24 protein-coding genes and 1 tRNA gene are annotated in these 26,406 nt (G+C 71.2%); 16 read left to right on the top strand and 9 right to left on the bottom strand.

The features are described 5' to 3' along the window. Window positions 1-28: 28 nt before the first annotated feature. Complete coding sequence (locus tag ACERMF_RS08655) at window positions 29-391, bottom strand: hypothetical protein (RefSeq protein ID WP_373668659.1); 363 nt, start codon at window positions 389-391, stop codon at window positions 29-31. 71 nt (window positions 392-462) lie between these two features. After that, window positions 463-1,332 carry a DUF4190 domain-containing protein gene (locus tag ACERMF_RS08650; protein WP_373668658.1) on the bottom strand — a complete coding sequence of 290 codons (870 nt, stop codon included), beginning with the start codon at window positions 1,330-1,332 and terminating at the stop codon, window positions 463-465. A 178-nt stretch (window positions 1,333-1,510) separates the two neighbouring features. On the opposite strand from ACERMF_RS08650, the gene hisI reads away from it, so the two are divergent. Genes hisI through trpA form a run of 5 tightly spaced genes read left to right on the top strand, consistent with a single transcriptional unit; the run spans window position 1,511 to window position 6,444 of the window. Beyond that, window positions 1,511-1,867, top strand: coding sequence for a phosphoribosyl-AMP cyclohydrolase (hisI, locus tag ACERMF_RS08645; RefSeq protein WP_373668657.1), 357 nt, complete (start codon window positions 1,511-1,513; stop codon window positions 1,865-1,867). Continuing rightward, window positions 1,864-3,405 (top strand): anthranilate synthase component I, encoded by a 1,542-nt coding sequence (gene trpE, locus ACERMF_RS08640; protein ID WP_373668656.1) that lies wholly within the window; start codon window positions 1,864-1,866, stop codon window positions 3,403-3,405. The genes hisI and trpE overlap by 4 nt, the downstream gene beginning before the upstream one ends. Next, window positions 3,402-4,301, top strand: a complete 900-nt coding sequence (gene trpC / locus ACERMF_RS08635; RefSeq protein ID WP_373668655.1) for an indole-3-glycerol phosphate synthase TrpC — start codon at window positions 3,402-3,404, stop codon at window positions 4,299-4,301. Before trpE ends, trpC begins: the two co-directional genes overlap by 4 nt. Continuing rightward, a complete protein-coding gene (gene trpB / locus ACERMF_RS08630; RefSeq protein WP_373668654.1) occupies window positions 4,298-5,620 on the top strand; it encodes a tryptophan synthase subunit beta in 1,323 nt (440 codons plus the stop codon). Before trpC ends, trpB begins: the two co-directional genes overlap by 4 nt. Next, complete coding sequence (gene trpA, locus ACERMF_RS08625) at window positions 5,617-6,444, top strand: tryptophan synthase subunit alpha (RefSeq protein ID WP_373668653.1); 828 nt, start codon at window positions 5,617-5,619, stop codon at window positions 6,442-6,444. Before trpB ends, trpA begins: the two co-directional genes overlap by 4 nt. Window positions 6,445-6,564: 120 nt before the next feature. On the opposite strand, the gene ACERMF_RS08620 is transcribed toward trpA, so the two are convergent. The 5 genes from ACERMF_RS08620 to ACERMF_RS08600 all read right to left on the bottom strand — a co-directional run bounded on the left by ACERMF_RS08620 (window position 6,565) and on the right by ACERMF_RS08600 (window position 12,228). Continuing rightward, window positions 6,565-8,382 (bottom strand): phosphotransferase, encoded by a 1,818-nt coding sequence (locus ACERMF_RS08620; protein WP_373668652.1) that lies wholly within the window; start codon window positions 8,380-8,382, stop codon window positions 6,565-6,567. A 127-nt stretch (window positions 8,383-8,509) separates the two neighbouring features. Continuing rightward, entirely contained in the window at window positions 8,510-9,514 is a 1,005-nt protein-coding gene (locus ACERMF_RS08615) for a glycine betaine ABC transporter substrate-binding protein (protein ID WP_373668651.1), read from the bottom strand. A 71-nt stretch (window positions 9,515-9,585) separates the two neighbouring features. Then, on the bottom strand, window positions 9,586-10,404 hold the full coding sequence (locus tag ACERMF_RS08610) for an ABC transporter permease (protein WP_373668650.1): 819 nt from the start codon (window positions 10,402-10,404) through the stop codon (window positions 9,586-9,588). Further along, entirely contained in the window at window positions 10,401-11,582 is a 1,182-nt protein-coding gene (locus ACERMF_RS08605) for a betaine/proline/choline family ABC transporter ATP-binding protein (protein WP_373668649.1), read from the bottom strand. The genes ACERMF_RS08610 and ACERMF_RS08605 overlap by 4 nt, the downstream gene beginning before the upstream one ends. After that, entirely contained in the window at window positions 11,575-12,228 is a 654-nt protein-coding gene (locus ACERMF_RS08600; RefSeq protein WP_373668648.1) for an ABC transporter permease, read from the bottom strand. The genes ACERMF_RS08605 and ACERMF_RS08600 overlap by 8 nt, the downstream gene beginning before the upstream one ends. Before the next feature lie 506 nt (window positions 12,229-12,734). On the opposite strand from ACERMF_RS08600, the gene ACERMF_RS08595 reads away from it, so the two are divergent. The 10 genes from ACERMF_RS08595 to ACERMF_RS08550 all read left to right on the top strand — a co-directional run bounded on the left by ACERMF_RS08595 (window position 12,735) and on the right by ACERMF_RS08550 (window position 22,137). Beyond that, window positions 12,735-13,202 carry a hypothetical protein gene (locus ACERMF_RS08595; protein WP_373668647.1) on the top strand — a complete coding sequence of 156 codons (468 nt, stop codon included), beginning with the start codon at window positions 12,735-12,737 and terminating at the stop codon, window positions 13,200-13,202. A gap of 18 nt (window positions 13,203-13,220) precedes the next feature. Further along, window positions 13,221-13,379 carry an HNH endonuclease gene (locus ACERMF_RS08590; protein WP_373668819.1) on the top strand — a complete coding sequence of 53 codons (159 nt, stop codon included), beginning with the start codon at window positions 13,221-13,223 and terminating at the stop codon, window positions 13,377-13,379. Window positions 13,380-13,418: 39 nt separating this feature from the next. Continuing rightward, window positions 13,419-13,495, top strand: a tRNA-Leu gene (locus tag ACERMF_RS08585). Window positions 13,496-13,654: 159 nt separating this feature from the next. Next, window positions 13,655-14,008 (top strand): hypothetical protein, encoded by a 354-nt coding sequence (locus ACERMF_RS08580; RefSeq protein ID WP_373668646.1) that lies wholly within the window; start codon window positions 13,655-13,657, stop codon window positions 14,006-14,008. Continuing rightward, entirely contained in the window at window positions 14,005-14,625 is a 621-nt protein-coding gene (locus ACERMF_RS08575) for an ANTAR domain-containing response regulator (RefSeq protein ID WP_373668645.1), read from the top strand. The genes ACERMF_RS08580 and ACERMF_RS08575 overlap by 4 nt, the downstream gene beginning before the upstream one ends. A gap of 149 nt (window positions 14,626-14,774) precedes the next feature. Next, window positions 14,775-15,620, top strand: a complete 846-nt coding sequence (locus ACERMF_RS08570) for a basic amino acid ABC transporter substrate-binding protein (RefSeq protein ID WP_373668644.1) — start codon at window positions 14,775-14,777, stop codon at window positions 15,618-15,620. Window positions 15,621-15,780: 160 nt separating this feature from the next. Continuing rightward, window positions 15,781-16,560: an amino acid ABC transporter permease gene (locus ACERMF_RS08565; RefSeq protein ID WP_373668643.1), complete on the top strand. Its 780-nt coding sequence runs from the start codon at window positions 15,781-15,783 to the stop codon at window positions 16,558-16,560. A gap of 66 nt (window positions 16,561-16,626) precedes the next feature. Next, window positions 16,627-17,382 (top strand): amino acid ABC transporter ATP-binding protein, encoded by a 756-nt coding sequence (locus ACERMF_RS08560; RefSeq protein ID WP_373668642.1) that lies wholly within the window; start codon window positions 16,627-16,629, stop codon window positions 17,380-17,382. A gap of 115 nt (window positions 17,383-17,497) precedes the next feature. Then, on the top strand, window positions 17,498-21,112 hold the full coding sequence (gene nifJ / locus ACERMF_RS08555) for a pyruvate:ferredoxin (flavodoxin) oxidoreductase (RefSeq protein ID WP_373668640.1): 3,615 nt from the start codon (window positions 17,498-17,500) through the stop codon (window positions 21,110-21,112). Next, window positions 21,112-22,137, top strand: a complete 1,026-nt coding sequence (locus tag ACERMF_RS08550; RefSeq protein ID WP_373668639.1) for a dihydroorotate dehydrogenase-like protein — start codon at window positions 21,112-21,114, stop codon at window positions 22,135-22,137. Before nifJ ends, ACERMF_RS08550 begins: the two co-directional genes overlap by 1 nt. Before the next feature lie 28 nt (window positions 22,138-22,165). Here ACERMF_RS08550 and ACERMF_RS08545 read toward each other — a convergent pair whose 3' ends face one another. Both ACERMF_RS08545 and ACERMF_RS08540 read right to left on the bottom strand, forming a co-directional pair. Beyond that, complete coding sequence (locus ACERMF_RS08545; RefSeq protein ID WP_373668638.1) at window positions 22,166-22,669, bottom strand: acyl-CoA thioesterase; 504 nt, start codon at window positions 22,667-22,669, stop codon at window positions 22,166-22,168. Continuing rightward, the gene (locus ACERMF_RS08540) at window positions 22,669-23,526 is read right to left on the bottom strand and encodes a tetratricopeptide repeat protein (RefSeq protein ID WP_373668637.1); all 858 of its coding nucleotides are present in this window, start codon (window positions 23,524-23,526) and stop codon (window positions 22,669-22,671) included. Before ACERMF_RS08540 ends, ACERMF_RS08545 begins: the two co-directional genes overlap by 1 nt. A 160-nt stretch (window positions 23,527-23,686) precedes the next feature. On the opposite strand from ACERMF_RS08540, the gene polA reads away from it, so the two are divergent. After that, a complete protein-coding gene (polA, locus tag ACERMF_RS08535; protein ID WP_373668636.1) occupies window positions 23,687-26,377 on the top strand; it encodes a DNA polymerase I in 2,691 nt (896 codons plus the stop codon). The last annotated feature ends 29 nt before the right edge of the window (window positions 26,378-26,406 follow it).

Genomic DNA, 26,406 nt, shown 5'->3' with positions numbered 1-26,406 from the left:
GCACGGCGGGCGGCCTGCCCCGTCCGGCTCACTCCTCGCGGAGCAGGCGGTCGAGGACCGCGAACAGGTCGTCCACCGACCGGGTCGGCACCTGGTTGCACCCGCAGTCCGGGCACCGCGTCGCCGGGACGTCGTAGGTGAGCGTGACGGCCGCCCGGCGCTCGTCGTCGGTCAGGGTGGCGGCCCACACCGTGCGTCGCACGGGCATGACGAGGTCGGCGTCACAGACGCGGCAGCGGTCACCGCGGCGCAGACGACGCGCCCGCGCGATCGTGATGGCCGCGGCCACCTCGGTCCGCGCGCGTTCCGGGGTGATCACCGGGCCCGCGTCGTGCCCGTTGTCGCATCGCCAGCGGGGACGTTGCTCGAGCACGCCCGCGACGCTCCCCACCGTCGCCTCGCCGCCCGGCGCCGGTACGGGGGCCAGCCCCGCTCCGCACGCCGGGCAGACCGGCGACGACATCAGTTGCTGAAGCGTTCGAGGATGCCCTGCTCGAGCTGCTCGTTGCAGAACTCCTCCGAGTTCTCCTGCAGGCACTGCTCGTACTCGGCCGCGGCGTCACCGAAGAAGCCGACCGCGAAGATCACGACCAGGATCGCGACGACAATGGACAGCACGCCGGTCACGATGCCCGTGATCGCCATGCCGCGCCCGCCGGAACGGTTGCGCTTGATGCGCCCGAGGGCCACGAAGCCCAGGATCAGGGCGATGACGCCACCGAGGCCACCGAGCACGAACCACGACGTCAGCAGTGACAGGATGCCGATCACCAGCGCGGCGATGGCGACACCGTCGGTGCCGGACTGGGCCCGCTGGCTGTAGGCCTGACCGCCCTGGTCCCAGGCGGGTTGCTGCCCATACGCGTCGTCGTGCTGATACGCACCGGAACCCTGCTGGTACGAACCCGGGCCCTGCTGCCACGCCGGCTGCCGCGCCGTGTCGTGCGGGTCGCCCGCGCCCGGCTGCTGCCACCGCTGCCCCTGGTCGGGATCGGCGGTTCCCTCCCAGGCACCGGGCCGGCCGCCGGCTCCACCTTCGGCACCCGCGTCGGCGCCGGCGCCGGTGCCGGACGCCGCGCCACCGGCGAGACCACCGTGGCCGGCCGCGTCCGCGGCGCCATAGGCGCTGGAGCCGCCGGTGGTGATGTCGGGATCGGGCTCCGCCGTCGGCGGGACACCGCCGGTCGGAGCCGGGGGTGCATCACCGGGGGCGAGGTGGTCGATCTTCGACTCGCCCGCGTCGGCGACGTGCTCGGTCCACTTGGTGCCGTCCCACCACCGGTGGTCGTGCTTGCGGGTCGGGTCCGGGTGCCAGGCCGCGGGGCTGCTCATGCGCGTCATCCTCACCGAGTCGTTCGCATCGATCGGTCACGCTAGACGAACGGCACGCCTGCATGCACTGACGTTGGTGCCCCCTTGCCCGGGGGTAGTCTCGACGGTCCAGGTCTGCCGAACCGGCCCGTCGCGCGCGCCACGGTCGGTCCCGCCCGGGGCGACGGAGGAAGTGTCCATGCACGAAGCGGTCGGGGTCGACGACCTGCGCTTCGACGAGCGTGGCCTGATCCCGGCGGTCGTGCAGCAGCACGACACCGGCGAGGTGCTGATGGTGGCGTGGATGAACGCCGAGGCGCTGGCGCGCACCCACGAGCTGGGCGAGACGGTGTTCTACAGCCGGTCCCGTGCGGCGCTGTGGCACAAGGGCGCGACGTCGGGGAACACGCAGCGCGTCGTGGAACTGCGGGTCGACTGTGACGCGGACACCCTGCTCGTCCTCGTGGACCAGGGGGACACCGGCGTGGCGTGTCACACCGGCGAGCGCACGTGCTTCCACCGCCAGCCGACCTTCTCGAGGAGCGACCCGACGTGACCGTCAGCCCCGACCGTGCCGAGTTCGTCCGCCTCGCCGCAACGCACGGGGTGGTGCCGGTGTGGCGCGAGGTGCTCTCGGACCTGCACACGCCGCTGTCGGTGTACGCGAGGCTCGCCGGCGACGGCCCGAGCTTCCTGCTCGAGTCCGCCGAACACGGGGAACGCTGGGGCCGCTACTCGTTCGTCGGCACCGACCCGTTCCTGGTCCTGCACGGCCGCGACGGCGACGTGAGCTGGGAGGGCACGCCGCCCGCTGCCGCCGCCGACGCCAGCGGCCCGCTCGACGCGCTCGCGAAGGTCACGGACGCCTTCCGGGCGCCGGCGGTGCTCGACCTGCCTCTGCACGGCGGCGCGGTGGGCTACATCGGCTACGACGCCGTCCGTGAGGTCGAGCGCATTCCGGACACGGGCCGTGACGACCTCGGCCTGCCCGACCTCGCCATGATGTTCCCGCGGCACGTGGTCGCGCTCGACCACCTGCGGCAGGTGCTGACCGTGGTCACCAACGTCGTCGTCGACGCGGTGGCCCCCGATGATCTCGAGGCTGCCTACGACGCGGCGGTCGCGGCCACCGACGCCGTGGTCGCACAACTGTCGTCGTCGACGACGTCGCTGCCCGCCGCCACGCCACCCCTGCCCGACGTCGCGCCGGCCGATGCGCCGAGCAACCTCGAACCGGGCCGGTACCAGGCGATGGTCGAGGCCGTCAAGGACTACGTCGCGGCCGGCGACACCTTCCAGACCGTGGTCAGCCAGCGTTTCAGCGTGCCGACCGGCGCCAGCGCCTTCGACATCTACCGCGTCCTCCGGGTCATCAACCCCTCGCCCTACCTGTACCTGCTCGACCTCGGTGCGATCGGCGGTGTCGACGGCGGTCTGCCGACCCAGATCGTCGGCTCCTCGCCCGAGGCGCTGGTCCAGGTCCAGGACCGCCACGTCGAGACCTGGCCGATCGCCGGCACGCGCCCCCGGGGTGCCTCACCGGCCGAGGACCGTCAGCACGAGCAGGAACTGTTGGCCGACGCCAAGGAGCGCGCCGAGCACGTCATGCTCGTCGACCTCGCCCGCAACGATCTCGGGCGCGTCTGCGACATCGGCAGCGTCCGCGTCGGCGACCTGATGCACGTCGAGCGCTACAGCCACGTCATGCACCTGGTGAGTTCGGTCACCGGAACGCTCAAGGACGGGCTCGGCCCGGTCGACGTCGTGCGCGCCGTGTTCCCGGCGGGCACCGTCAGCGGTGCGCCGAAGGTCCGCGCGATGCAGATCATCGACGAGCTCGAGCCGACCCGCCGCGGCCCCTACGCCGGCGCCGTCGGTTACGTCGACTTCGCCGGAAACGTCGACACCTGCATCACGATCCGCACGGTCGTGCTGCAGGACGGCACCGCCCACGTGCAGGCGGGTGCCGGCATCGTCGCCGACTCGAGGCCGGACGCCGAGGAACGCGAGACGCGTAGCAAGGCCGGTGCCGTGCTCGCCGCCGTCCGGGCCGCCGAAGGGCTCACGGCCGACACGGCGGAGGGTCGACGATGACGACCTACCTCGATGGGTTGCTCGCCGGCGCGCGCCGTCGCGTCGACGAGGCGCGTGCGCGGGAACCACTCGAGGCGTTGCGCGAGCGGGCGCGCGAGGCGCCGCGCGGACCGGCCTTCCGCGAAGCCCTGGCCGGATCAGGTGTGTCGGTCATCGCCGAGGTGAAGCGTGCGTCGCCGTCGAAGGGGACCATCGCCGCCGACCTGAATGCGCCGACCCAGGCGGCCGCGTACGTCGCCGGTGGAGCGGCCGCGGTGTCGGTGCTGACCGAACCGGACCAGTTCGCCGGCAACCTGCTCGACCTCGCCGATGTCGCCGCCCTCGGCGTCCCCGCGCTGCGCAAGGACTTCCTGGTCGATCCCTACCAGGTGTGGGAGGCCAGGGCGGCTGGTGCGGCGGCCGTGCTGCTCATCGTGGCGGCGTTGGACGAGCCAACCCTCGCGTTGCTGCACGACGAGGCACGTGCCGCCGGCCTCGACGTGCTCGTCGAGGTGCACGACGCCAGCGAGGTCGCGGCCGCGACCCGTATCGACGCGGACGTCGTTGGCGTGAATGCACGGGACCTGCGGACCTTCGAACTCGACCGCGACGGGTTCGCGCGCCTGCGGTCGCAACTGGCCGACGGCGTCCTGGCGGTCGCCGAGTCCGGCGTCCGCGACGCCGCCGACGTCCGTCGCGCGGCCGAGGAGGGCGCCGACGCGGTCCTGGTCGGCGAGACCCTGGTCCGCGCGCGTGACCCGCGTGCCGCCGTCGTCGAGCTGGTCGCGGCCGGCGCCGGGCGCCCGACCTCCGGGGGCAGTTCCGACGCCACCTCCGACGCCGGGGCCGAACGGCTTGCCGACGGCGCCGCCAGGACCGACGTCGCCGGCCGTACCGACCCATCGGAGCAGGAATGACCGCATCCCAGCCCAGCACCGATCCGGCCGCGGCCGTCCGCGAGGGCTACTTCGGCGCCTTCGGCGGCCAGTTCGTGCCGGAGTCCCTCTCCGACGCCCTCACCCGGCTCGTCGACGCCTGGGCCGACGCCCAGGCCGACCCGTCGTTCGGCGAGGAACTGGACGCGCTCCGCCGGGACTACGGCGGCCGGCCGACCCCGCTGTACCGCGCCGGCCGCCTGTCCGAGGCCGCCGGTGTCGAGGTGTGGCTCAAGCGCGAGGACCTCGCCCACACGGGCTCGCACAAGCTCAACAACGTGGTCGGCCAGGCGCTGCTGGCCAGGCGCATGGGCAAGCCGCGCGTCATCGCCGAGACGGGGGCCGGCCAGCACGGCGTCGCGACCGCGACCGCCGCCGCCCTGTTCGGCCTGCGGTGCACGGTCTACATGGGCGCCGAGGACTGCCGCCGTCAGCGGCTGAACGTGGTCCGCATGCAGTTGCTCGGCGCGGAGGTGGTACCGGTCGAGTCCGGCACCCGCACGCTCAAGGACGCGATCAACGAGGCCATGCGCGACTGGGTCACCAACGTCGACGACACCCACTACCTCATCGGTTCGGCGATGGGGCCCCACCCCTTCCCGACGATCGTGCGCGAACTGCAGAAGGTGATCTCGGTCGAGGACAAGGAGCAGTTCGCCGCCCAGGCCGGTGGCGTCCCCGACGCCGTGATCGCCTGTGTCGGCGGCGGTTCCAACGCCATCGGGTCCTTCGCCGAGTGGATCGAGGTGGAGGGCGTGCGCCTGATCGGCGTCGAAGCCGCCGGCGAGGGGGTCGGCAGCGGCCGTTCGGCGGCCACCATCAGCGAGGGACGCGAGGCCGTCCTCCACGGCTCGCGATCCATCGTGCTGGTCGACGACGACGGGCAGGTCAGGCCGGCGCACTCGGTGTCCGCCGGCCTGGACTATCCCGGGGTCGGTCCCGAGCACGCCTGGCTCGCCTCCACCGGGCGGGGCCAGTACGTCGCCGCCACCGACGAGGACGCGCTCGAGGGCTTCCGGCGGACCTGCGAACTCGAGGGCATCATCCCGGCGCTCGAGCCGGCCCACGCGGTCGGCTGGTTGCTGCGTCACGGCCGGACCGAACTGGGGCACGGGGCCCGGGTGATCCTGACGATGTCGGGACGCGGTGACAAGGACGTCGACGAGGTCGTCGAGGTGGCCGGCTGGGACCTCGGGGTCGCGAAAGCGTTCGGCGCGTCGGGCGGCGACCGTGCGCCCGGTGGCGTCGCGGGCAGCGACGTCCCACCGGTGTCCGATGCGACCCCGGAGGTGTCGTCATGACCGGGACCACCGCCGCACCCGTCGCCGGGGCGCAGCGGATCCAAGCCGCGTTCGACCGCGCCCGGGAGCAGGACCGCGCCGCGCTGATCGTGTACCTGACCTCGTGCTTCCCCGACCCTGCGACCTCGAGGGCCTGCTTCGAGGCCGCCGTCGAGGCCGGTGCGGACATCCTCGAGATCGGGGTGCCGTTCAGCGACCCGATGATGGACGGGCCGATCATCCAGGCCGCCAACCAGCAGGTCCTCGACGCCGGGACCCGGGTCGCCGACCACCTCGAGTTGATCCGTTCGCTGGACCACCTCGACGTCCCGAAGCTGGTCATGACCTACGTGACCATCGCCGACACGCGCGGCTACGCGGCCTTCGCGGACGAGTGCGCCGCGGCCGGCCTGTCCGGGGTGATCCTGCCCGACCTGCCGGTGCCCGAGGCAGACGCCTGGCGGCGCGAGGCCGACCGCGCCGGCCTGGCTACGGTCTTCCTCGCCTCGTCGGTGTCGACCGACGAGCGCCTCGACGCCATCGGCGCCGCGTCACGCGGGTGGGTGTACGCGGTCGGCCTGCTCGGCGTCACCGGCGTGAAGGGCGTGTCGCAGGACGTCACGCGCGACCTCGTCGCCCGGTTGCGGCCCCGGACGTCGCTGCCGATCGCCGTCGGCATCGGCGTGAAGGACCGCGACTCGGCGGCCCAGGTCGCCGCCTACGCCGACGGCGTCATCGTGGGGTCCTCGGTCGTCGAGGCGGCGGCAGGCGGCGATCCCGCCGGCGCCCCGGAGCGGGTCGCCACCCTCGTCCGCGAGCTGCGCGCCGGCGTCGAACGCGGCTGACTTCTGCGGTGCCCTGCGGTGATGCTTCGGTGCGGCCGTGATGGCAGGCAGAGGTGCACCTCTGGCTGACCGCACGACCGCGCCGTCCCATCACCGCGTTGTCCCGGGTGCGGCGATCCGTCACGGCGGGCAGGCGACCGTGGTGTCGACTGCGGCCGTGATGGCGCGTCGCGCCATCCGCACCATGCCGGCGTGGGTGTCGAGGTAGTACGGCAACGCCAACAGTCCCTGCGACAGCACCCACCCACGGGCACGCAGTTGCGTCGCCGCGTCGGCGCCGACGACGGTGAGGAAGCGAGCGCGATGCTGCGGGGGCAGCACGTGCCAGGCGGCCATGGCGTTGCCTGCGGGGTCGCCGACCACCAAGCCACCGAAATCCACGACGCCACGCAGACGACCGCGCTCGGCGAGCAGGTTCGCGAGGTGCAGATCACGGTGCAGCCACACCCCGGCACCGGTCCAGGCCGGTGCCCCGACCGCCGCCTGCCAGAGCTCCAGCGCCTGCGCCGGGTCGAACAGGTCCGGTTCGAGGCGGCCGGATGCGATCAGGGCGACGACCTGAGCGAGCGCCTCACGGGTGACGCCGTCGGACGCGCGCAGGGAGCCCCCTCGCTGGGTCCGCTCGTCGGCCACGGGAGCGCCGGTGGTGTCGATGCGCTGGAGGTCGCGCACGAACCGTCCCAGCCGGGTTGCCGTGTCGGCCGGGTCGAGGTCAGCGTGTTCGGCCGGTGTCGTGCCGTCGATCCAGCGGCAGACCGCCCACGGGAAGGGGTAGTCGGCCGACGGTGCGCCGGCCGCGACGGGCACGGGGACCGGGAGGGGCAGTTCGGGCGCCAACCTCGGGAGCCACTCGAGTTCGGCCAGCAGTCCCGGGACGGCGGCTTCCTTGCGTGGGAGACGGACGGACCACCGCTCGCCGAGGCGGAAGACGACGTTGTCGGTGCCCTGGGTGGCGAGCGGCAGGAGTGGCTCGCCTGCGAATCCGGGATGCTGTGCCGCCACCAGCCGCTGCGCCAGCGCCGTGTCGATCGCGACCTCGTCGGAGTGCAGCCGTTGCGACCGTCCGGTGCCTCCGACGGCGGAAGGCGGACGCATCGAGGGGCGGTGTCCGCAGCGGTCCGCGAGCCAGTCGACCACCCGGCGGTGACCGGCGAGCCTGGCTGGTTCGGCATCCGGTTCGAGGACGTCGCGGGCGATCCGGAACCGAGCGGCGCGCACCAGCAGGTCGAGGTGGCCACGGTCGGCGAGATGCTCCAGCGGTGCGGTGCCGGCCTCCGTCCACGCCGCGGCGTCCACGGCGACGACGGCTGCCGCGTAGCCGGCGGGACGCCAGTAGAACGTCGGGTCGATCACGGCGGGTGCGGCCCCGTCGGCGAACAGGACGTTGCCGAGCAGGTCGAGGTGCACGACCTGCGCCGGCGACCGTTCGGGCGCCGGCGGGCGGAGGTCGTCGACCCGGTTCAGCAGGGCCTGCAATGGATGCGTGCGCGGGGACGGGTGGCTCGTCAGCGGCGCCTCGCCCCAGGCGTGGCGGTCCGCCCGGCGCCACGGGTCGTCCTTCGTCTCGAGCCAACCCGGCCGTTCCAGGTGGGCGAGCGCGCCGTACAGGCGGTCGGCGACGGCCAGCACGTCCTGCCAACGCTCGGGGGCGGGTTCGCCCGTGAGGCGCTCCCAGCCGCACCACCCGGCGACGACCGCCTCGCCGGCCGGGGTGCGCAGCGGCCGGGGGAGTCGTACGTCCTCGACCTCGATCGCCTCGAGGACGTCGGCACACCAGGCCGCCTCGGGCCCGTGGTCCACGGGCTTGAGCACCGCGCCGTCGTAGAGCCACACGGAGCCGAGGTGCCGGCGGGGGGCGTCGGCGTCGAGGCCGAAGGCCGCGAGCACGCGGCGGGGGAGAGCGGCTGGCACGACGGCGGAGTGCGGGTGAACGGGCATACGGCATCGTGCCAGAAGCAGGCGAGTCGTCCGGACGCGCTCGGAACTCGCTCCGGAGCAGGCGGTCACACGGGCGACGCCCCGCCGGCGAACCGGCGGGGCGTCGTTGCCTGCGGCTGCTGTTGCGTCAGCCGATGAAGCCGTTCTCGGTCAGCCAGCTCTCGGCGACCGCTTCGGGCCGCTCGTTCTCCGCGGACACCCGGGCGTTGAGCGACGCCATGGTCTCGTCGTCGAGCGCGGCCGTCACCGGGGCGTACAGCTCGGCCAGCGTCTGCCCGTACTGCTCGTAGACGGACTCGACGAACACCGGCGAGACGTTGTAGAGCGGGAAGAACGCCTCGTCGTCCTCGAGGACCACCAGGTCGAGGGCGGCGACACGCCCGTCGGTGGTGAACACCTCGCCGAAGTTGCACGGGTCACGGTCGGCGGTGGCCGAGTACACGATGCCGGTGTCGAGCACGGTCACGTTGTCGTCGGGCACGTCGAACCCGTAGTGGGCCTCCATGCCGGGCAGACCGTCGTCACGGGCGTTGAACTCGGTCTCTACGCACAGCGACACGAGGTCGGGGTCCGACTCGATCAGGTCACCGAGCTGCGAGATGGAGGTGATGTTGCCGAGGTCGTCGGCGGCGTCGGCCTGGTAGGCGATGCCGTAGGTGTTGTTGAACGGTGAGGGGTCGAGCCAGTACAGCCCGCGCTCCTCGGCGTCGCGCTCGCGCACCGCCTCGTACTGCTCCTCGCGGTCCGGGATCGGGTCGGTCTCGCCGAAGAACGAGATCCAGGCCGTGCCGGTGTACTCCCAGTAGTGGTCGATCTCGCCGGACTCGAGCGCCCCGCGGGACGCGTCGGTGCCGCCGAGGTTGATCTGGTCGGTGACGCTGGCACCGGCGTCCTCGAGCAGCAGCCGGGAGATGTGGCCCAGCACGAGTTGCTCGTCGAAGTCCTTGGAGCCCACGGTGATCTCGGCGCCGTCGAGCGACTCGGTGCCCGCCTCGACCGTGGTGGCCGCGCCGTCGCCGTCGCTGGTCGCGGCGCTGTCGTCGCCCTCGAGTTGGTCGCCACCACAGGCGGCGGCCAGCAGCGCGGCGGCGGCGAGCCCGCCGGTCAGTCGGAGATGTCGTGCATGCAGCAAGGGGTGTCCTTCATGGTTGATCGGGTTCTTCGGAGGGTGTGACGTGTTCGCCGCGCGCGAGCGCCCGCGGGCTACAGCCCGCGCGGCGTGAGCTTCTCCTCGACCAGGCCCGCGAGGTAGTCCACGAGCAGGGCGAGGACCGCCACCAGCACCGAACCGGTCACGAGGATCGCGGTCCGACGCAGCTGGAAGCCCTGGAAGATGGTCTCGCCGAGCCCACCGCCGCCGATCAGGAACGCGAGCGTGGCGGTGCCGACGTTGAGGATGAGTGCCGTACGCACCCCGGCGAGGATCACCGGAACGGCCAGGGGCAGCTCGATCCGGCGCAGGATGCCGAGGTCCGACATGCCCATGCCGCGGCCTGCTTCGAGCACGCTGCCGTCGACCTGCTCCAGCCCCACCATGGTGTTGCGCAGGATCGGCAGGAACGAGTAGCCGACCAGGGCCGCGACGACCGGCACCATGCCCGTCGTCGGCAGGAACGGCAGGTAACGGAAGGCGACGAACAGCAGCGCGAGCAGGCCGAGCGACGGGATGGCCTGTCCGGCGTTGCCGAGGCCGATGATGGCCGGCGCCAACCGCCGCGTCGACGGGCGGGTCGCGACGATGCCCAGGGGCACGGCCAGCAGAAGCACGAGTGCGGTGGACAGCACGGTCAGCTGCAGGTGCCGGACCAGCTGGGTGGTCAGGATGTCCTGGGTGAGTCGTCGTGCGGTGATCGAGTCGAGTTCCTGGCCCTGCACCCACACGTACAGCCCGACGAGCAGCACCGCGCACAGCAGCGGGATCCCGAACCAGTGCAGGAACGCGCCGACGCGGGTCCGCGCTGTGGGGTCCCGAACGACCGCATCCCGGGTCGGCTCCGGTGCGGTGTCGAGGGTGGTACTCATGGCGTCACCGCGGCCGCGGGATCGATCAGCTTGGCCGCCCGGTAGAACTCGGCGTTTGCGTCACGCATGGCCTGCATGGTCGCGATCAGTGCGTCGACGTCGACGATGCCCTGGAAGGCGCCGCGCCCGTCGACGACGATGGCGACGCCGGCCGAGCCGAGCAACATCTCCTCGAGCGCGTCCGAGAGCGTCGCGTGCGGCTCGACCATGGCGCGGGCCGGCAGGCCGAGCTCGCGCACCGGTCGTTCGTGGCGGAAGTCGGGGGCGCGCAGCCACCGCAGCGGCCGACCCCGCTCGTCGAGGACGAGCAGCGCGGTCCAGTCGGAGGCGTCGAGGCGCTGGCGCAGGACCTCGCGCGTTTCGTCGACGGTCCCGGTCGGGCAGTCGGTCAACCACTCGACGTCGCGGACCCGCGACAGCTTGAGCCGCTTGAGGGTCGCGCCGGAGCCGACGAAGTCCTCGACGAAGTCGTCGGCGGGGTTGGTCAGGATCTCCTCGGGCGTGGCGAACTGGGCGATGTGGGACTGTTCACGCAGGATGGCGATCCGGTCACCCATCTTGATCGCCTCGTCGATGTCGTGGGTGACGAAGACGATCGTCTTCTGCAGTTCGTCCTGCAGTCGGAGGAACTCGTTCTGCAGCCGGGTGCGGGTGATCGGGTCGATGGCGCCGAAGGGCTCGTCCATCAGCAACACCGGTGGGTCGGCGGCCAGGGCGCGTGCCACGCCGACCCGTTGGCGCTGCCCGCCGGAAAGCTCCTTCGGGTAGCGGTCCCGGTACTCGTCGGGGTCGAGTCCGACCACGTCGAGCAGTTCGTCGACCCGCGCGCGGATGCGGTCGCGGTCCCAGCCGAGCAGACCGGGGACGGTGGCGACGTTGTCGGCGATGGTCTGGTGCGGAAACAACCCGACCTGCTGGATCACGTAACCGATCCGGCGGCGGAGCCGGTTGGGGTCGCCGTCGGTGACGTCCTCGCCGTCGAGCAGGATGTGCCCCGAGGTCGGCTCGATGATGCGGTTGATCATCTTGAGACTGGTGGTCTTGCCGCAGCCGGACGGCCCGACGAAGACGACGATCTCGCCCTTGGGGATGTCGAGCGTCAGGCGATCGACGGCCGCGTCGGCGGATCCGGGGTAGCGCTTGGTCAGCTCGCGGAGCTGGATCATGGCGTCAGTCACGTAGGCCTCGGGAGATGGTCAGGCGGCCGATGGCGAGGTAGAGCAGGTCGAACAACAGGGCCAGCACCACGATGGCGACGGTCCCGCCCGCGATGGACTCGACGGCCCCGACCGAGCCGATGCGGCGGATCCCACGGAAGATCTCGTTGCCAAGGCCCGGTCCGCCGACCAGCGCCGCGACGGCGGCGATCCCGATCACGAGCAGGGTGGAGACCCGCAGTCCGGCGAGAATGACCGGCCACGCGGTGGGCAGCTCGATGCGCAGGAGGCGTTTCATGCCGCCCATGCCCATGCCCTTCGCGGCTTCGACCGTCGCGGCGTCGACGCCCTGCAGCCCGGAAACGGTGTTGCGGACGATCGGGAGCAACGAGTACAGGGTCAGGGCCACGACGGCGGGCTGGAAGCCGATGCCGACCAGGGGGATGAGGATGGCGAACAGTGCCAGCGAGGGGATGGTCAGCAGCAGGGCCGTGAGGTTGACGATCGCGACGCGCAGCACGGCAACCCGTTGCGCGATCACGCCGAGCAGCAGGCCGATGATGCCGCCGGCGACGACCGCTGAGGCCGTCAGGGCGACGTGCTCGAGCGACAGGTCGACCAGCACCCGTTGGGTGCCGGCATCGGTGATGTAGTCCAGGAAGGACAACGGATTCCTCGTGGCGCGCGGATCGTGCGGAATGCGTGCCCGGAAATCGCTTGGCCGGCTGCCCTACCGGAAAAAGGGACGGACGCCGAAGACGTCGTCGACGCGAACTGAGGCACGCTCGCACAGCGGAGATGTGGTCGCGACCGTAGGAGGGGACGTACGAGCGGCCAAGGCCGGACCCTGTCCGATCGTACATGCGCGGCGGAACGTTCAGCCAACCCACAGGCCGCGGATCCCGCGCCACGGCGTGTCTCACCCCACGGCAGAATGTCTGGCTCCTGATCCGGGGGCGGTGATTGGAGCCCGCCCATGCCTGCACGTCGTCGGACCGACGATCAACTCCGCGACGCCATCGCCGCCTGCACGACCTGGGCGGCGGTGCACCGCCACCTGGGCCTGCGCGGCCGCAGTGACGCCGTTCGCCGGCGTTGCGACGAACTGGGGCTCGACCACGCCCCCACATCGGTACGCCCGAGAGCCGTCGTCGCTGGACCGACGACCAGCTGGTGGACGCGGTCGCGGCATCGACCAACATGCGCCAGGTGTTCCTCGCCCTCGGCCTCGCCGTCGGCGGCGGCACCTGGATGTCGATGCAGGATCACATCCGTCGGTTGGCCCTCGACACGGCCCACTGGGACCGTCCCGTCTCCCCGAACGGTGCTCGACGACGGCGCCGGTTCGACTGGTCGGACGACGAGATCCGACACGCCGCCGACGGCGCCCGGTCGGTGAACGAGGTCATGCGGCGCCTCGGACTCGACTCGACGAAGCACCTCGGGCGGCGCGCAACCGAACGGCGACTCTGGGAGGTGGGCATCGACCCAGGCTCCCTGCCCGGCCAGGCCTGGTCCTCCGGGACCCGTCAACCGCGCCGGCGCCGCAAGCCGTTGGCGGACATTCTCGTCTTCGGTCGAGCGCTCGGCGACACGCACCGCCTCAAATTGCGCTTGGTCGAGGAGGGCATCCTGTCGTAGGCCTGCGCGGTCTGTGGGATCTGCGCATGGCGAGGGCGGCCCCTGAGCCTGCACCTCGACCACATCAGCGGCGACCCGCGCGACAATCGACTCGAGAACCTCCGGCTCCTGTGCCCCAACTGCCATGCCCAGACGCCGACCCATTGCGGTAAGAACGTGCAGCGCGACCCCGATTGACCGCTTCTCAGTCGAGCCCGTTACCCTGTCGCCGCACAGGCCCCGGTAGCCCAACCGGCAGAGGCAAACGACTCAAACTCGTTCCAGTGCGGGTTCGAATCCCGCCCGGGGTACCACGCTCATCGAACCGTCTTCCCGCACGGGTGTTTGGCCGGTTTCGAGCGGGGCGACTACCGTTCGATGGCCCAGCGGCGGCTCGGGGGCCGCACGTCCACGCGTACGTGGCTTCCCCGGGTGGCCTCCTGGCCGTCGCGCCGCCGGGACCGCACCACTCGGTGACGAAGACGACGGGAGCCGCCACGGGTACCGACCGCGAAACCACTCGGGTGCGTGAGCGCCTCGCCCGGATCCAGGACGATCTGAAGCGGGTCCGCGCGACCGAACGGGTCCTGGCCGAGCAGGTGGCCTACCTCCGGGAGGTCGCCGAGGACGCCGAGACCCGCAAGCTGGTGGCGCAGACACCGCTGGCCGACCGCGAGTGGCGGGAAGCCCGTACCGATCTGGACCGACACGCAGGACTGCTCGAGGAAGCACGCAACGAGGCCCAGGCGCTGATCGACCGGCGCGACGGCCTCCTCGACCGCCTCTTCGAGCTCGAGGCCGCGCGGCCTGGAAGGGACCACACGTGAGCGAGACGACGCCCGGCCACGAGCCCATGACCGACTCCGAGCGCCGCCCGACCCGCGTGCTGATCGCCGAGGACGAGGCATTGATCCGCCTCGATCTCAAGGAGATGCTGCAGGAGGAGGGCTTCGAGGTGGTGGCCGAGGTCGCCGACGGTGCGTCGGCGGTGCGGCTCACCCGCGAACTCGAGCCCGACCTGGTCATCCTCGACGTCAAGATGCCGGTCATGGACGGCATCCAGGCGGCCGAGGAGATCGCCAAGGAGCGGCTCGCCGCCATCCTGATCCTCACGGCCTTCAGCCAGCGCGATCTCGTCGAGAAGGCCCGCCGCGCCGGTGCCATGGCCTACCTGGTCAAGCCGTTCCAGAAGCACGACCTGTTGCCGGCGGTCGAGATCGCGGCGGGTCGCTTCCGCGAGATGTCGGGACTCGAACGCGAGGTCGACGACCTGCAGGGCCGGCTCGAGGCCCGCAAACTGGTCGAGAAGGCCAAGGGGCTCCTGCAACAGCACGAGGGCATGTCCGAGGCCGAGGCGTTCCGGTTCGTGCAGCGCCAGGCGATGGAGCGGCGCGTCACGATGCGCCAGGTCGCCGAACAGGTCATCGAACGCTTCGAGGCCTGAGCGCACGATGCGCGCAGGCTCCGTGACGTGGCGCGCGTCTTGGCTTAGGTTGCGGACCCTCCGACCACGGTCGTAGACCGGGGGAGACGGCCGGAGTCGTCGACTTCGTCGCGCGCCCCGCGGCGACCACCGAGTTGCAAGGACAACCCATGCGTGCCACCACCCGCCGGGCTGCCGCTGCCGCCGCGGCGCTCACCCTGGTCCTGACCGCCTGCGGCGACGACGGGGACGCCGGTGATGCCGGTGACACCGGCGACACCGGCACCGCCGAGGGCGACGCCGAAGATCGCGATCTGCAGCTGGTCGCCGACGGGACGCTCACCGTCTGCAGCGAGATCCCCTACGAGCCGTTCGAGTTCGAAGACCCCGAGCACCCGACCGGTTACAGCGGCTTCGACATCGAGCTGATGTACGAGATCGCCCAGATCGCGGGCCTGGAGATGACGGTCGTCGACACCGGCTTCGAGGGCCTGACCTCCGGCGCCACGATGGCCGCCGGCACCTGCGACGTCGCCGCCTCGGCCATGACCATCACCGAGGAGCGCGAGGAGCAGATCGACTTCTCCGAGCCGTACTACGAGTCCCTGCAGTCGCTGCTGGTCCCGGCCGGTTCCGACATCAGCAGCATCGACGACCTGACCGAGGGCGTCACCCTGGGCGTGCAGTCGGGAACCACCGGCGCGGAGTACGCCGAGGCGAACGTCCCGGGCGCGACCATCACCGAGTTCGAGGGCGGCGGTGACCTGTTCACCGCGCTGGCGGCGGGCTCGATCGACGCGATCCTGCAGGACGAGCCCGTCAACCGGGCCCGTGCGGCGCAGGACGGCGACCTCGAGGTCGTCGAGGAGTACGAGACCGACGAGACCTACGGGTTCGCGTTCGAGCAGGGCCGTGAGGACGACCTGATCGACGTCGTCAACGAGGCCCTGGCCGAGTTGCGTGACAACGGCACCTACGACGAGCTGTTCGAGTCGTACTTCGCCGTCGTCGAGTAGCCGTCCGGCGGTTCCGGTGGGTGGTGAGGGGGTCGGCGACGGCCCCCTCACGACCGCTGCGGGCACCTGCGGAAGACCGCCGTCGCACCGGCGACCATGTCGGCCGGCGGTCGCCTAGGTTTCGCCCGGCCCGGCCGGCACGACCAGGACAGGAACCGCGGTGACGAAACGCCAGCGTCAGCGGCTGATCCGCCTCGTCATGTACGCGCTGTTCTTCGGCGTGATCGCGCTCCTGGTCGCGGTCGCCGACTGGCCCGTGATCCGGCGAAACTTCTTCAACGTCGAGATCGCCCGCGAGATGTTCCCGCGGGTGCTGACGGTCGCGGCCCGCAACACCGTCTTCTACACCTTCCTCGCGTTCGTGTTCGGGCTCGGCCTCGGGCTCCTGCTCGCCCTGATGCGGCTGTCCACGATCGGCCCCTACCGCTGGTTCGCCCGGATCTACATCGAGATCTTCCGAGGCCTGCCCGCGCTGGTCACGATCTTCCTCGTCGGTCTCGGCATCCCGATCGCGTTCCGGGTGCGCTGGAACATCCTCATCTACATCACGCTGGGTCTGGGCCTGGTTGCTGCCGCGTACATGGCCGAGACCATCCGTGCCGGCATCGAGGGCGTGCCGAAGGGCCAGATGGAGGCGGCGCGTTCGCTGGGCATGTCCTACAGCCGGGCCATGCTCTCCATCGTGATCCCGCAGGGGTTCCGGATCATCATCCCGCCCTTGACCAATGAGCTGGTCCTGCTGATCAAGGACACCTCGCTGCTGTTCGTGCTCGGCACGACGCCCGCGACGGTGGAGCTGCTGAAGTTCGGACGCCAGATCCTGGACCGCCGTGCCAACGCCACGCCGCTGATCGTGATCGCGCTGGTCTACCTGGCGATCACCGTGCCGCTGACCCAACTGGTCGCCATGCTCGAGCGGCGCAACCGGCGAGCCCGGTGACTCCTCTTCCGAGCAGATCCGCCCAGTAGGCTCGCCCGAGCCCTCCGACACCCGGAGCACCACGACATGGCGACGGCTTCCGCCCCGACGGCCACGCACGCGATCGAGATCCGCGACCTGCACAAGTCGTTCGGTGACCTCGAGGTGCTGACGGGCATCGACTTCACGGTCGGCCACGGGGAGGTGGTGTGCGTCATCGGGCCCTCCGGCTCGGGCAAGTCCACCCTCCTGCGCTGCGTGAACCGGCTCGAGGAACCGACGGCGGGCCAGATCCTCATCGAGGGCGAGGACATCACCGATCCCGACGCCGACGTGGACCGGTTGCGCAGTCGGATCGGCATGGTGTTCCAGTCGTTCAACCTGTTCCCGCACCTGTCGGTGCTGCGCAACCTGACCATCGCCCAGCAGCGGGTCCGCAAGCGTTCCAAGACCGAGGCCGCCGAGATCGCGCACCGCAACCTCGACCGCGTCGGGCTCTCCGACAAGGTCCACGCCTACCCCGCCCACCTCTCGGGCGGTCAGCAGCAGCGCGTGGCGATCGCCCGAGCGCTTTCGATGGACCCCGACATGATGCTGTTCGACGAGCCGACCTCCGCCCTCGATCCGGAGCTGGTCGGCGAGGTGCTCGAGGTCATGCGCCGGCTCGCCGACGAGGGCATGACCATGATGGTCGTCACCCACGAGATGGGATTCGCGCGCGAGGTCGCCGATCGGGTCGTGTTCATGGACGGCGGCGTCGTGGTCGAGGAAGGCCCGCCGGCGCAGATCCTGACCGACCCGCAGCACGAGCGCACCCGACAGTTCCTGCAGATGGTCCTCTGACGACGGGGACCTCCGTCCTTTCCGCGAAGACCTTCGGCTCTGCCCGCCCTTCTCACCGCGCGGTCAACTACGCGCAGCCGCCGGCATCGACAGGCCGGCCGAGAAGGACGCGCGCATGGGATCCCACGTCTACGACGGCAACGAAGCTGCTGCCCGGGTCGCCTATGCACTGAGCGAAGTGGTCGCCATCTACCCGATCACCCCGGCGTCACCGATGGGGGAGAGCTCCGACGACTGGGCGGCCGCCGGTCGCGAGAACCTGTGGGGCTCGGTGCCCCGGGTCATCGAGATGCAGAGCGAGGCCGGGGCCGCCGGCACCCTGCACGGCGCCCTCATGACCGGCGCCCTGGCGACGACGTTCACGGCGTCGCAGGGCCTGCTGCTGATGATCCCGAACATGTTCAAGATCGCAGGGGAGCTCACCCCCACGGTGATCCACGTCGCCGCCCGCACGATCGCCACCCATGCCCTGTCCATCTTCGGCGACCACTCCGACGTCATGTCGGTGCGGTCGACGGGTTGGGCCATGCTCGCCTCGGCGTCGGTGCAGGAGTCGCAGGACCTCGCGGCCGTCGCCCACGTCGCCACGCTGCGGACGCGCGTGCCGTTCCTGCACTTCTTCGACGGCTTCCGGACCTCGCACGAACTCAACCGCATCGACGAGCTGTCCGAGGACGACCTGCGCCGCCTCGTCGACGACCGCGACGTTCACGCCCACCGGGCCCGCGGCCTGACGCCCGACGCGCCGAAGCTCCGCGGGACGGCCCAGAACCCCGACGTGTTCTTCCAGGCCCGCGAGGCCGCCAACCCGTTCTACGACGCCGTCCCGGACGCGGTCCAGACCGCGATGGACGCGTTCGCGCAGGTGAGCGGGCGCAGCTACCACCTCGTCGACTACGTCGGGCATCCCGAGGCCGACCGCGTGCTGGTCCTGATGGGCTCGGGGATCGGCGCGGTCGAGGAGACGGTCGAGGAACTCAACCGCCGGGGCGAGCGTGTCGGGCTGATCAAGGTCCGCCTGTACCGGCCGTTCCCCGTCGCGGCGTTCCTGGCCGCCCTGCCGGCGACGGTGCGCAGCCTCGGCGTCCTGGACCGGACCAAGGAGCCCGGCGCGGTCGGCGAACCGTTGTTCACCGATGTGGCGACCGTGCTGACCGAGGCGGTCCTCGACGGCAGTCTCGACGTCGCCTCGTTGCCGCGCCTGTCGGGCGGTCGCTACGGGCTGTCGTCGAAGGAGTTCACCCCGCAGATGGTGGCGGGCGTCTTCGCGGCGCTGGCCGCCGACGACCCACCGAAGCGGTTCACGGTCGGCATCCACGACGACGTCACGCACCTGTCGCTGCTGCCGGCGGCCGACTTCGCGCTGCCGCACCAGGACGGCGACGTGGCCGCCGTCTTCTACGGCCTCGGTGCGGACGGCACGGTCGGCGCCAACAAGAACACGGTCAAGATCGTCGGTGAGCACACCGACCTGCACGCCCAGGGCTACTTCGTCTACGACTCCAAGAAGTCGGGGGCGCAGACCGTCTCGCACCTGCGCTTCTCGCGCCGCCCGATCCGCTCGACCTACCTCATCGACCAGGCCGACTTCGTGGCCTGCCACCAGTTCGGCTTCCTGCTCACCCGCGAGGTGCTCGATCGCGCGAGGCCCGGCGCGACGTTCCTGCTCAACGCCCCGTTCGGCGCCGCGCACGTCTGGAACGCCCTCCCCGAGCCCGTGCAGCGCACCATCATCGACAAGCGCCTGTCGCTGCACGTGATCGACGCCCAGTCCCTGGCACGGGAGCTCGGGCTCGGCGGTCGCATCAACACGATCATGCAGGCCTGTTTCTTCCGCCTGTCGCACACGTTGCCGTGGGACGCGGCGCGGGCCGCCCTGGAGCACTCGGTCCGCACGAGCTACGGCCGCTACGGCCACGAGGTGGTCGACCGCAACCTCGCCGCCATCGACCGAGCGATCGGCGTCCTCGCGGAGGTACCGATCCCGTCGGAGGTCACCTCGACCTTCGGGCGTCGACCGGCGGTCCCGGCCGAGGTTCCCGACTTCGTCGAACGGGTGACCGCCCGCATCCTCGAGGGCGAGGGGGACCTGCTGCCCGTCAGTGCCCTGCCGGTGGACGGAACGTTCCCGACCGGCACCACGAGGTACGAGAAGCGGGCGATCGCGCAGGAGATCCCGATCTGGGACCCCGACATCTGCATCGACTGTGGCAAGTGCGCCATCGTCTGCCCCCACGACGCCATCAAGATGAAGATCTTCGAGCCCGGGACGCTCGAAGGCGCGCCGGGGGGCTACCTCGCGAAGGACTTCAAGGCCCGCGAGTTGGCGACGCCACACCTGCTGACCGTCCAGGTCTCGCCCGACGACTGCACCGGCTGCAACGTGTGCGTCGAGCAGTGCCCCGCCGCCAGCAAGCAGGTGGCCGGGCACAAGGCGATCAACATGGAGCCGTACGCGGACCACCAGGACCGCGAGCGCGAGAACTTCGCCTTCTTCGAAGACATCCCGCGGCTCGAACGGGGCCTGCTGCCCCACGACACGGTCAAGGGGTCGCAGTTGCTCGAGCCCCTGTTCAGCTACTCGAGCGCCTGCGCGGGCTGCGGCGAGACGCCCTACCTCAAGCTGGTCTCGCAGCTGTTCGGCGACCGCCTGCTGATCGCCAACGCCACCGGCTGCTCGTCGATCTACGGCGGCAACCTGCCGACGACGCCGTGGGGGACCAACGCCGAGGGGCGCGGACCGGCCTGGGCCAACAGCCTGTTCGAGGACAACGCCGAGTTCGGCCTCGGCCTGCGCCTGGCGGTCGAGCAGCAGACCGCGATCGCGCGACGGTTGCTCCGCGACCTGGGTCCGAGAATCGGCGACGACCTCGTCACCGCCCTGCTCGACGCCGACCAGCGCGACGAGACGGGCATCGAGGCACAGCGGGGACGGGTCGTCGAGCTCCAGCACCGCCTCGCCGATGCGAACGGCGACGACTGCGCGGCACACCTGCGCACGCTGGCCGGCTCCCTGGTCCGCAAGGACGTGTGGATCATCGGCGGGGACGGCTGGGCGTACGACATCGGCTACGGCGGGCTCGACCACGTGCTCGCGTCGGGCGTGAACGTCAACGTGCTCGTCATGGACACCGAGGTGTACTCCAACACCGGTGGTCAGGCCTCGAAGGCGACGCCGCGCGCGGCCGTCGCCAAGTTCGCCAGCGGCGGCCGGGCGGTGCCCAAGAAGGATCTCGGCGCGCTCGCCATGCAGTACGGCACGGTCTACATCGCCCAGATCGCCATGGGTGCCAACGAGGTGCAGACGGTGCGGGCCCTGCAGGAGGCCGCCGCCTGGGACGGCCCGTCGCTGGTGCTGGCCTACTCGACCTGCATCGCGCACGGCTTCGACATGAAGCACTCGATGCACCAGCAGCGCGACGCGGTCAAGAGCGGCTACTGGCCGCTGTACCGCTACCGCCCCGACGAGGACGCGCACGCCAAGCCGTTCCGGATCGACTCGCGCAAGCCCGCCATGCCGGTGGCCGAGTTCGCCGGTCGTGAGGGCCGGTTCGCCATGCTGATGCGGTCCGACCCCGACCGGGCCGCGCAGCTGATGCGGCTGGCGCAGGCGGACGTCGACGAACGCTGGCGCTACTACGAGCAACTCGCCGGCGTCGAACGCAGCATCCCGCACGAGCCGGGCGCCATCGTCGACGAGGCCGGCATCGCTGCCGAGGAGGTGTCCTGATGGATCTGACCACCGACTATCTCGGGCTGCGACTGCGCTCACCGCTGGTCGCCTCCTCCGGGCCCTTCACGGGCCGCGTCGACAGCCTCCGCGAACTGCAGGCAGCCGGCGTCGGGGCCGTCGTCCTGCCGTCGCTGTTCGAGGAGCAGGTGATCCACGACGAGCTGCAGACCACGGCACTGTTCCTGCTCGGCGAGGGTGGCAATCCCGAGGCCAGCAGCTACTTCCCGGACCTCGCCGGCTACGAGACTGTCTGCGACCGCTACCTGCGCCTGCTCGGCGAGGCCAAGGACGCCCTCGACGTGCCGGTGGTTGCCAGCCTCAACGGGACGAGCGGGGGCGGCTGGACGCGGTATGCCGCCTGGCTCGAGGAGGCCGGTGCCGATGCGATCGAGCTCAACCTCTACCGCGTCGCCGCTGACGTCGCGGTGTCGGCGGCGCAGGTCGAGGCCGAGCAGCTCGAGATGGTGGCGTCGGTCGCCGAGATGGTGAGCGTGCCGGTGGCCGTGAAGGTCGGCCCGCACTACACCGCCTTCGCCGACTTCGCGCGGCGGCTGGTCGATGCCGGCGCGCGCGGCCTGGTGCTGTTCAACCGGTTCTACCAGCCCGACATCGATCCGTTCACACGGAGAGTCGTGTCTTCGTTGGCGTTGTCGAGCCCGGAGGAACTGCGCCTGCCGCTGCGCTGGACCGCGCTGCTGCACGGCTGGGTCGACGCCTCGCTGGCGCTCACGACGGGTGTCCACAGCGGACTCGACGCCGCCCGCGCCCTGTTGGCCGGGGCGGACGTCGCGATGATGACCTCGTCGCTGCTCCGTCATGGACCTGCGCACGTCGCGACGGTGGAGGCCGAGCTGACCGCCTGGGCCCGTGAGCTCGGGGTGACCTCGATCGCAGAGCTGCGCGGCAGCGCCAGCCAGCGAAACGTCGCCGATCCCGAGGCCTTCGAACGTGCCAACTACGTCGAGGGACTGGTCGCGTTCGCCAACAGCTTCGACAGCGCGCAGGGCGGCGGTCCCTGGTAGCGCCGATCTACCACGGCCGGGTCGGCCGTCAGACGACGTGCTCGGGTCGCCATTCGCCGATGCGGGCGATGCGCTCCTTGCGGACCTCGCGGCGGATCCGGGCCTGCGCCTGTCGTCGGCGCTCGTCGTCGGTCTCGGGAAGCAGCGGGGGGATCGGCATCGGGTTGCCGTCCTCGTCGATCGCGACGAACACCAGGTAGGCCGACGTGGTGTGCCGCCGCGCGCCGCCCTGCCACGGTTCGGCCTCGACCCGCACCCCGACCTCGATCGAGGTCCTGCCGACGTCGTTGACGCTGGCCTCGACGATCAGGACGTCGCCGACGTGGACCGGCGCCTTGAAGGACAGCTCGTCGATGCCGGCGGTGACGGCCGGGCGCCCGGCGTGGCGTGCCGCCGCGATGCCGGCGGCGTTGTCCACCTCGCGCATGACGACGCCGCCATGCACGTTGCCGAGGTTGTTCGCGTCGAGCACGGACATGGTCCGCGCCAGCCGGACGCGGCTGGCGGAGACGGGGCGGGGATCGAGCGCCATCAGAACAGTGCCCTCGCCAGCCTCGGGCGGGCGGCACGGACGCGCTCGTCGTCGTCACCCAGCACACCGAAGATCGCCACGAGCTGCTCCCTGGCGGCCTCGCGGTCCTCGCCGCCCAACTCCACCGCGGCGATCAGCCGGTCGATGGCCGGCTCGTAGTCACCGCGGGCGGCGAGGGCGCGACCGAGTGCCCGCAGCGTGGAGCCGTCGGCGTCGCCACGGTCGACGGCGGCCTGCAGTGCACCGAGGTCACCACGATCGTCGGCGAGGTCGACCCGGGTCAGCACGGCCTCGGCAGCGGGGTCGGGCCGGTGCGGTCGGACCAGTTCACGCGCGGCGTCGGGATCGCGGTCCACGAGCAGTTCGGCGAGACCGATCGCGGCCTCGCGGTGACCGGGTTGCGCCGCGAGGGCCTGACGCAGTGCCGCCTCGGCCTGCTCCGCCGGCAGTGCACGGGCCGTCTTCACCAGCACGTCGGCCTCGCTGGGCACCAGGCCGTCGAGGAAGCGCTCGATCTCGGTGGCGGGCACCGCACCGGTGAACGAGCCGGCGGGTCGACCGTCACGGAAGCCCACCACCTGGGGAATGCCCTGGACGCGGTAGGCCTGCGCGAGCGCCTGGTTGCCGTCGACGTCGACCTTGGCGAGCACGACCCGGCCGTCACGCGCTTCGACGGCCTGCTCGAGCATCGGGCCCAGCGTCCGACAGGGTCCGCACCAGGCGGCCCAGAAGTCGACCACCACCGGGACGGCGTGTGAGCGTTCGACGACCAGGCCCTCGAAGCTGGCCTCGTCGACGTCGTACACGCGCGGGAGGTCGCCGGCGTCGGTGTGCGGGAACGAGAAGGGTGAGGTCACGGAAACCACCTCGGTGGCGATCGGACGGGCGCTGTCGCGGCAGGGTAGGACCAGGACGGTGTGGGACACGACCGGTCAGTAGGCTCGGTCGTCCCTGGCCCGCCGCCGTCGTGCACCTGGGTCGTCCGGTCGCCTTCGTACCGTCACCGAGGTCCGCCACGTGAGCTCGCCCCGCCCCGCCGACCGTCGCTCGCTGCTGCTGCTGGACGGTCACAGCCTCGCCTACCGCGCCTTCTACGCCCTGCCGGACACCTTGCGCACGCAGACGGGGCAGCTCACCAACGCCGTCTATGGCTTCACCTCCATGCTGATCAAGATGTTGGGCGACCGGCGCCCGGACGCGATCGCGGTCGCGTTCGACAAGGGCCGCGACGTCATCCGCACCGAGGCGTTCCCGGAGTACAAGGCCAACCGGGTCACCGCGCCCGACGAGTTCCGGCCCCAGGTGGACCTGATCAAGCAGGTCCTCGAAGTCCTCGAGATTCCGATCATCGAGGTGCCCGGTGTCGAGGCCGACGACGTGCTGGCCACCATCGCCGAGCGCGCGATCGACGAAGGTTTCCACGCCTACATCGTCACCGGCGACCGGGACGCGATGCAGTTGGTCGACGAGCACCTGACGGTGCTCTACACGTTGCGCGGCATCAGCGAGATGGCCGAGATGACTCCCGACGCCGTCGAGGACCGCTACGGCGTACGGCCCACCAGCTACGTCGACGTCGCCGCCCTACGCGGCGACAACTCCGACAACCTGCCCGGGGTCCCTGGCGTCGGCGACAAGACCGCGGCGAAGCTGGTCAACCAGTTCGGCGACATCGACGGCATCTACGCCAACATCGACCAGATCTCGGGCAAGAAGGTGCCGGCCATGCTGGTCGAACACGAGCAACAGGTCCGCACCAACCAGCGGATCATGCGCCTGCGCCGCGACGTCGACTGCCCGTGCGACCTGTCCGACCTGCGCTTCGGCGACATCGACACCGCGGCCGTCCGGGCGCTGTTCGGCTCGCTGGAGTTCCGGGCGTTGTACGACCGCTTCGTCGACGAGGTGCTCGGCGAGCAGGAGGAGGCGGCCGCGGAACAGTTCGAGCGTGCGCCGACCCGGCTGGAGGCCGGCGGCCTCGAGGCGTGGCTCGACGGTGCCGCCCAGCCGCTGGCGATCGTGCCGGTCGTCACGGATCGCGTGCCGCACGTGACGCTGACGGCGATCGCGGTGGCCGCTCCCGACCGCGACCCGGCGTCGGCCCGCATCGACGACCTCGATGCGACCGACCTCGACGCGCTCGCGGCGGTGCTCGCTGATCCCACCCATGCCAAGGTCACCCACGACGCCAAGACGCTCGACCATGCGGCGCACGCCCGCGGCTGGACCGTGTCGGGGGTCACCCTCGACACCGAACTCGGCGCCTACCTGCTCAACCCCGAGCAGCGCACCTTCGACCTCGAGCGGCTGGCGCTGCAGTACCTGCAGCGCACGATCAGCCCCGAGGACGCCGCCGACGACGGCGACCAGCTCAGCCTCGAGGTGGAGGAACACGATCCGTGGGAGGAGCGGGCGCTGCGGGCCGAGGCGACCTTCGAGCTGGCCACCTACCTGGCCGGACAGCTCGAGGAGCGCGGCCAGACCGAGCTCAACGAGACGATCGAGCTCCCACTCGCGCCGGTCCTGGCACGCATGGAACGTGCCGGCGTGACCATCGACCTGCACGTGCTCGACGAGATCCGCGAGCGGCTGGCCCGCCGGATCGCCGAGATGGAGCGCGAGGTCCACGACCACGCCGGGAAGGCGTTCAACATCGGTTCGGGGCTGCAGCTGCAGACCGTGCTGTTCGACGAGCTCGGGCTGCCCAAGACGCGCCGCATCAAGACCGGTTACACCACCGACGCGCAGGCGCTGAAGAACCTCGCCGGCATGCACCCCATCATCGACGCCATCTCGGAGTGGCGCGAGACCTCGAAGCTGCTGACCACCTACGTCGACGCGCTGCCGCCGCTCGTGGATCCCGAGACCGGTCGCATCCACACGACGCTGTCGCAGACGATCGCCGCGACCGGCCGGCTGTCCTCGTCCAATCCCAACCTGCAGAACATCCCGGTCCGCCGCGAGGAGGGCCGCGAGATCCGGCGCGCCTTCGTCCCCGGCCCCGGCTTCGCCCAGCTGCTGATCGCCGACTACTCCCAGATCGAGCTGCGGATCATGGCCCACCTGTCCCAGGACGACGGGCTGCTGGACGCGTTCGCGTCGGGCGAGGACATCCATGCCACCACCGCAGCCAAGGTGTTCGACCTGCCGCTCGAGCAGGTGGACGGTCCGCTGCGGGACCGGGCGAAGGCCGTCAACTACGGGCTCGCCTACGGGCTGACCCCGTTCGGCCTCGGCCAGCAGCTGGGCATCCCGCCCGACGAGGCGGTCGAGATCGTCGACGCCTACATGGCGCGCTTCCCGAAGGTGCGCTCGTTCCTCGACGCCGCGGTCGACCAGGCCCGGCGCGACGGATTCACGACCACCCTGTTCGGTCGTCGTCGGTACCTGCCCGATCTGCTCTCGGACAACCGCAACCGGCGCCAGATGGCGGAACGCATGGCGCTCAACGCCCCGATCCAGGGCACCGCGGCCGACGTGATCAAGCTGGCGATGATCACCCTGCAGCACGCCCTGGACCGTTCTGGCCTGCGGACGCAGCTGCTGCTGCAGGTTCACGACGAGGTCGTGCTCGAGGTGCCCGAGGACGAGATGGACGCGGCGCGGGACCTGGTGGTCAGTGAACTGTCCGGCGTGGTGGACCTGGCCGTGCCGCTGGAGGTCGACACGGCGTTCGGCCCGACCTGGTTCGACGCGCAGAAGCACTGAGGGTCGAACGCGACGGCACGCGCGGCCGT

Origin of the sequence: Egicoccus sp. AB-alg6-2 (assembly GCF_041821025.1) — a bacterium.
Lineage (GTDB): Bacteria > Actinomycetota > Nitriliruptoria > Nitriliruptorales > Nitriliruptoraceae > Egicoccus.
Note: the sequence above shows the minus strand (reverse complement) of the source record. Positions and strands in the feature narration are given on the sequence as shown.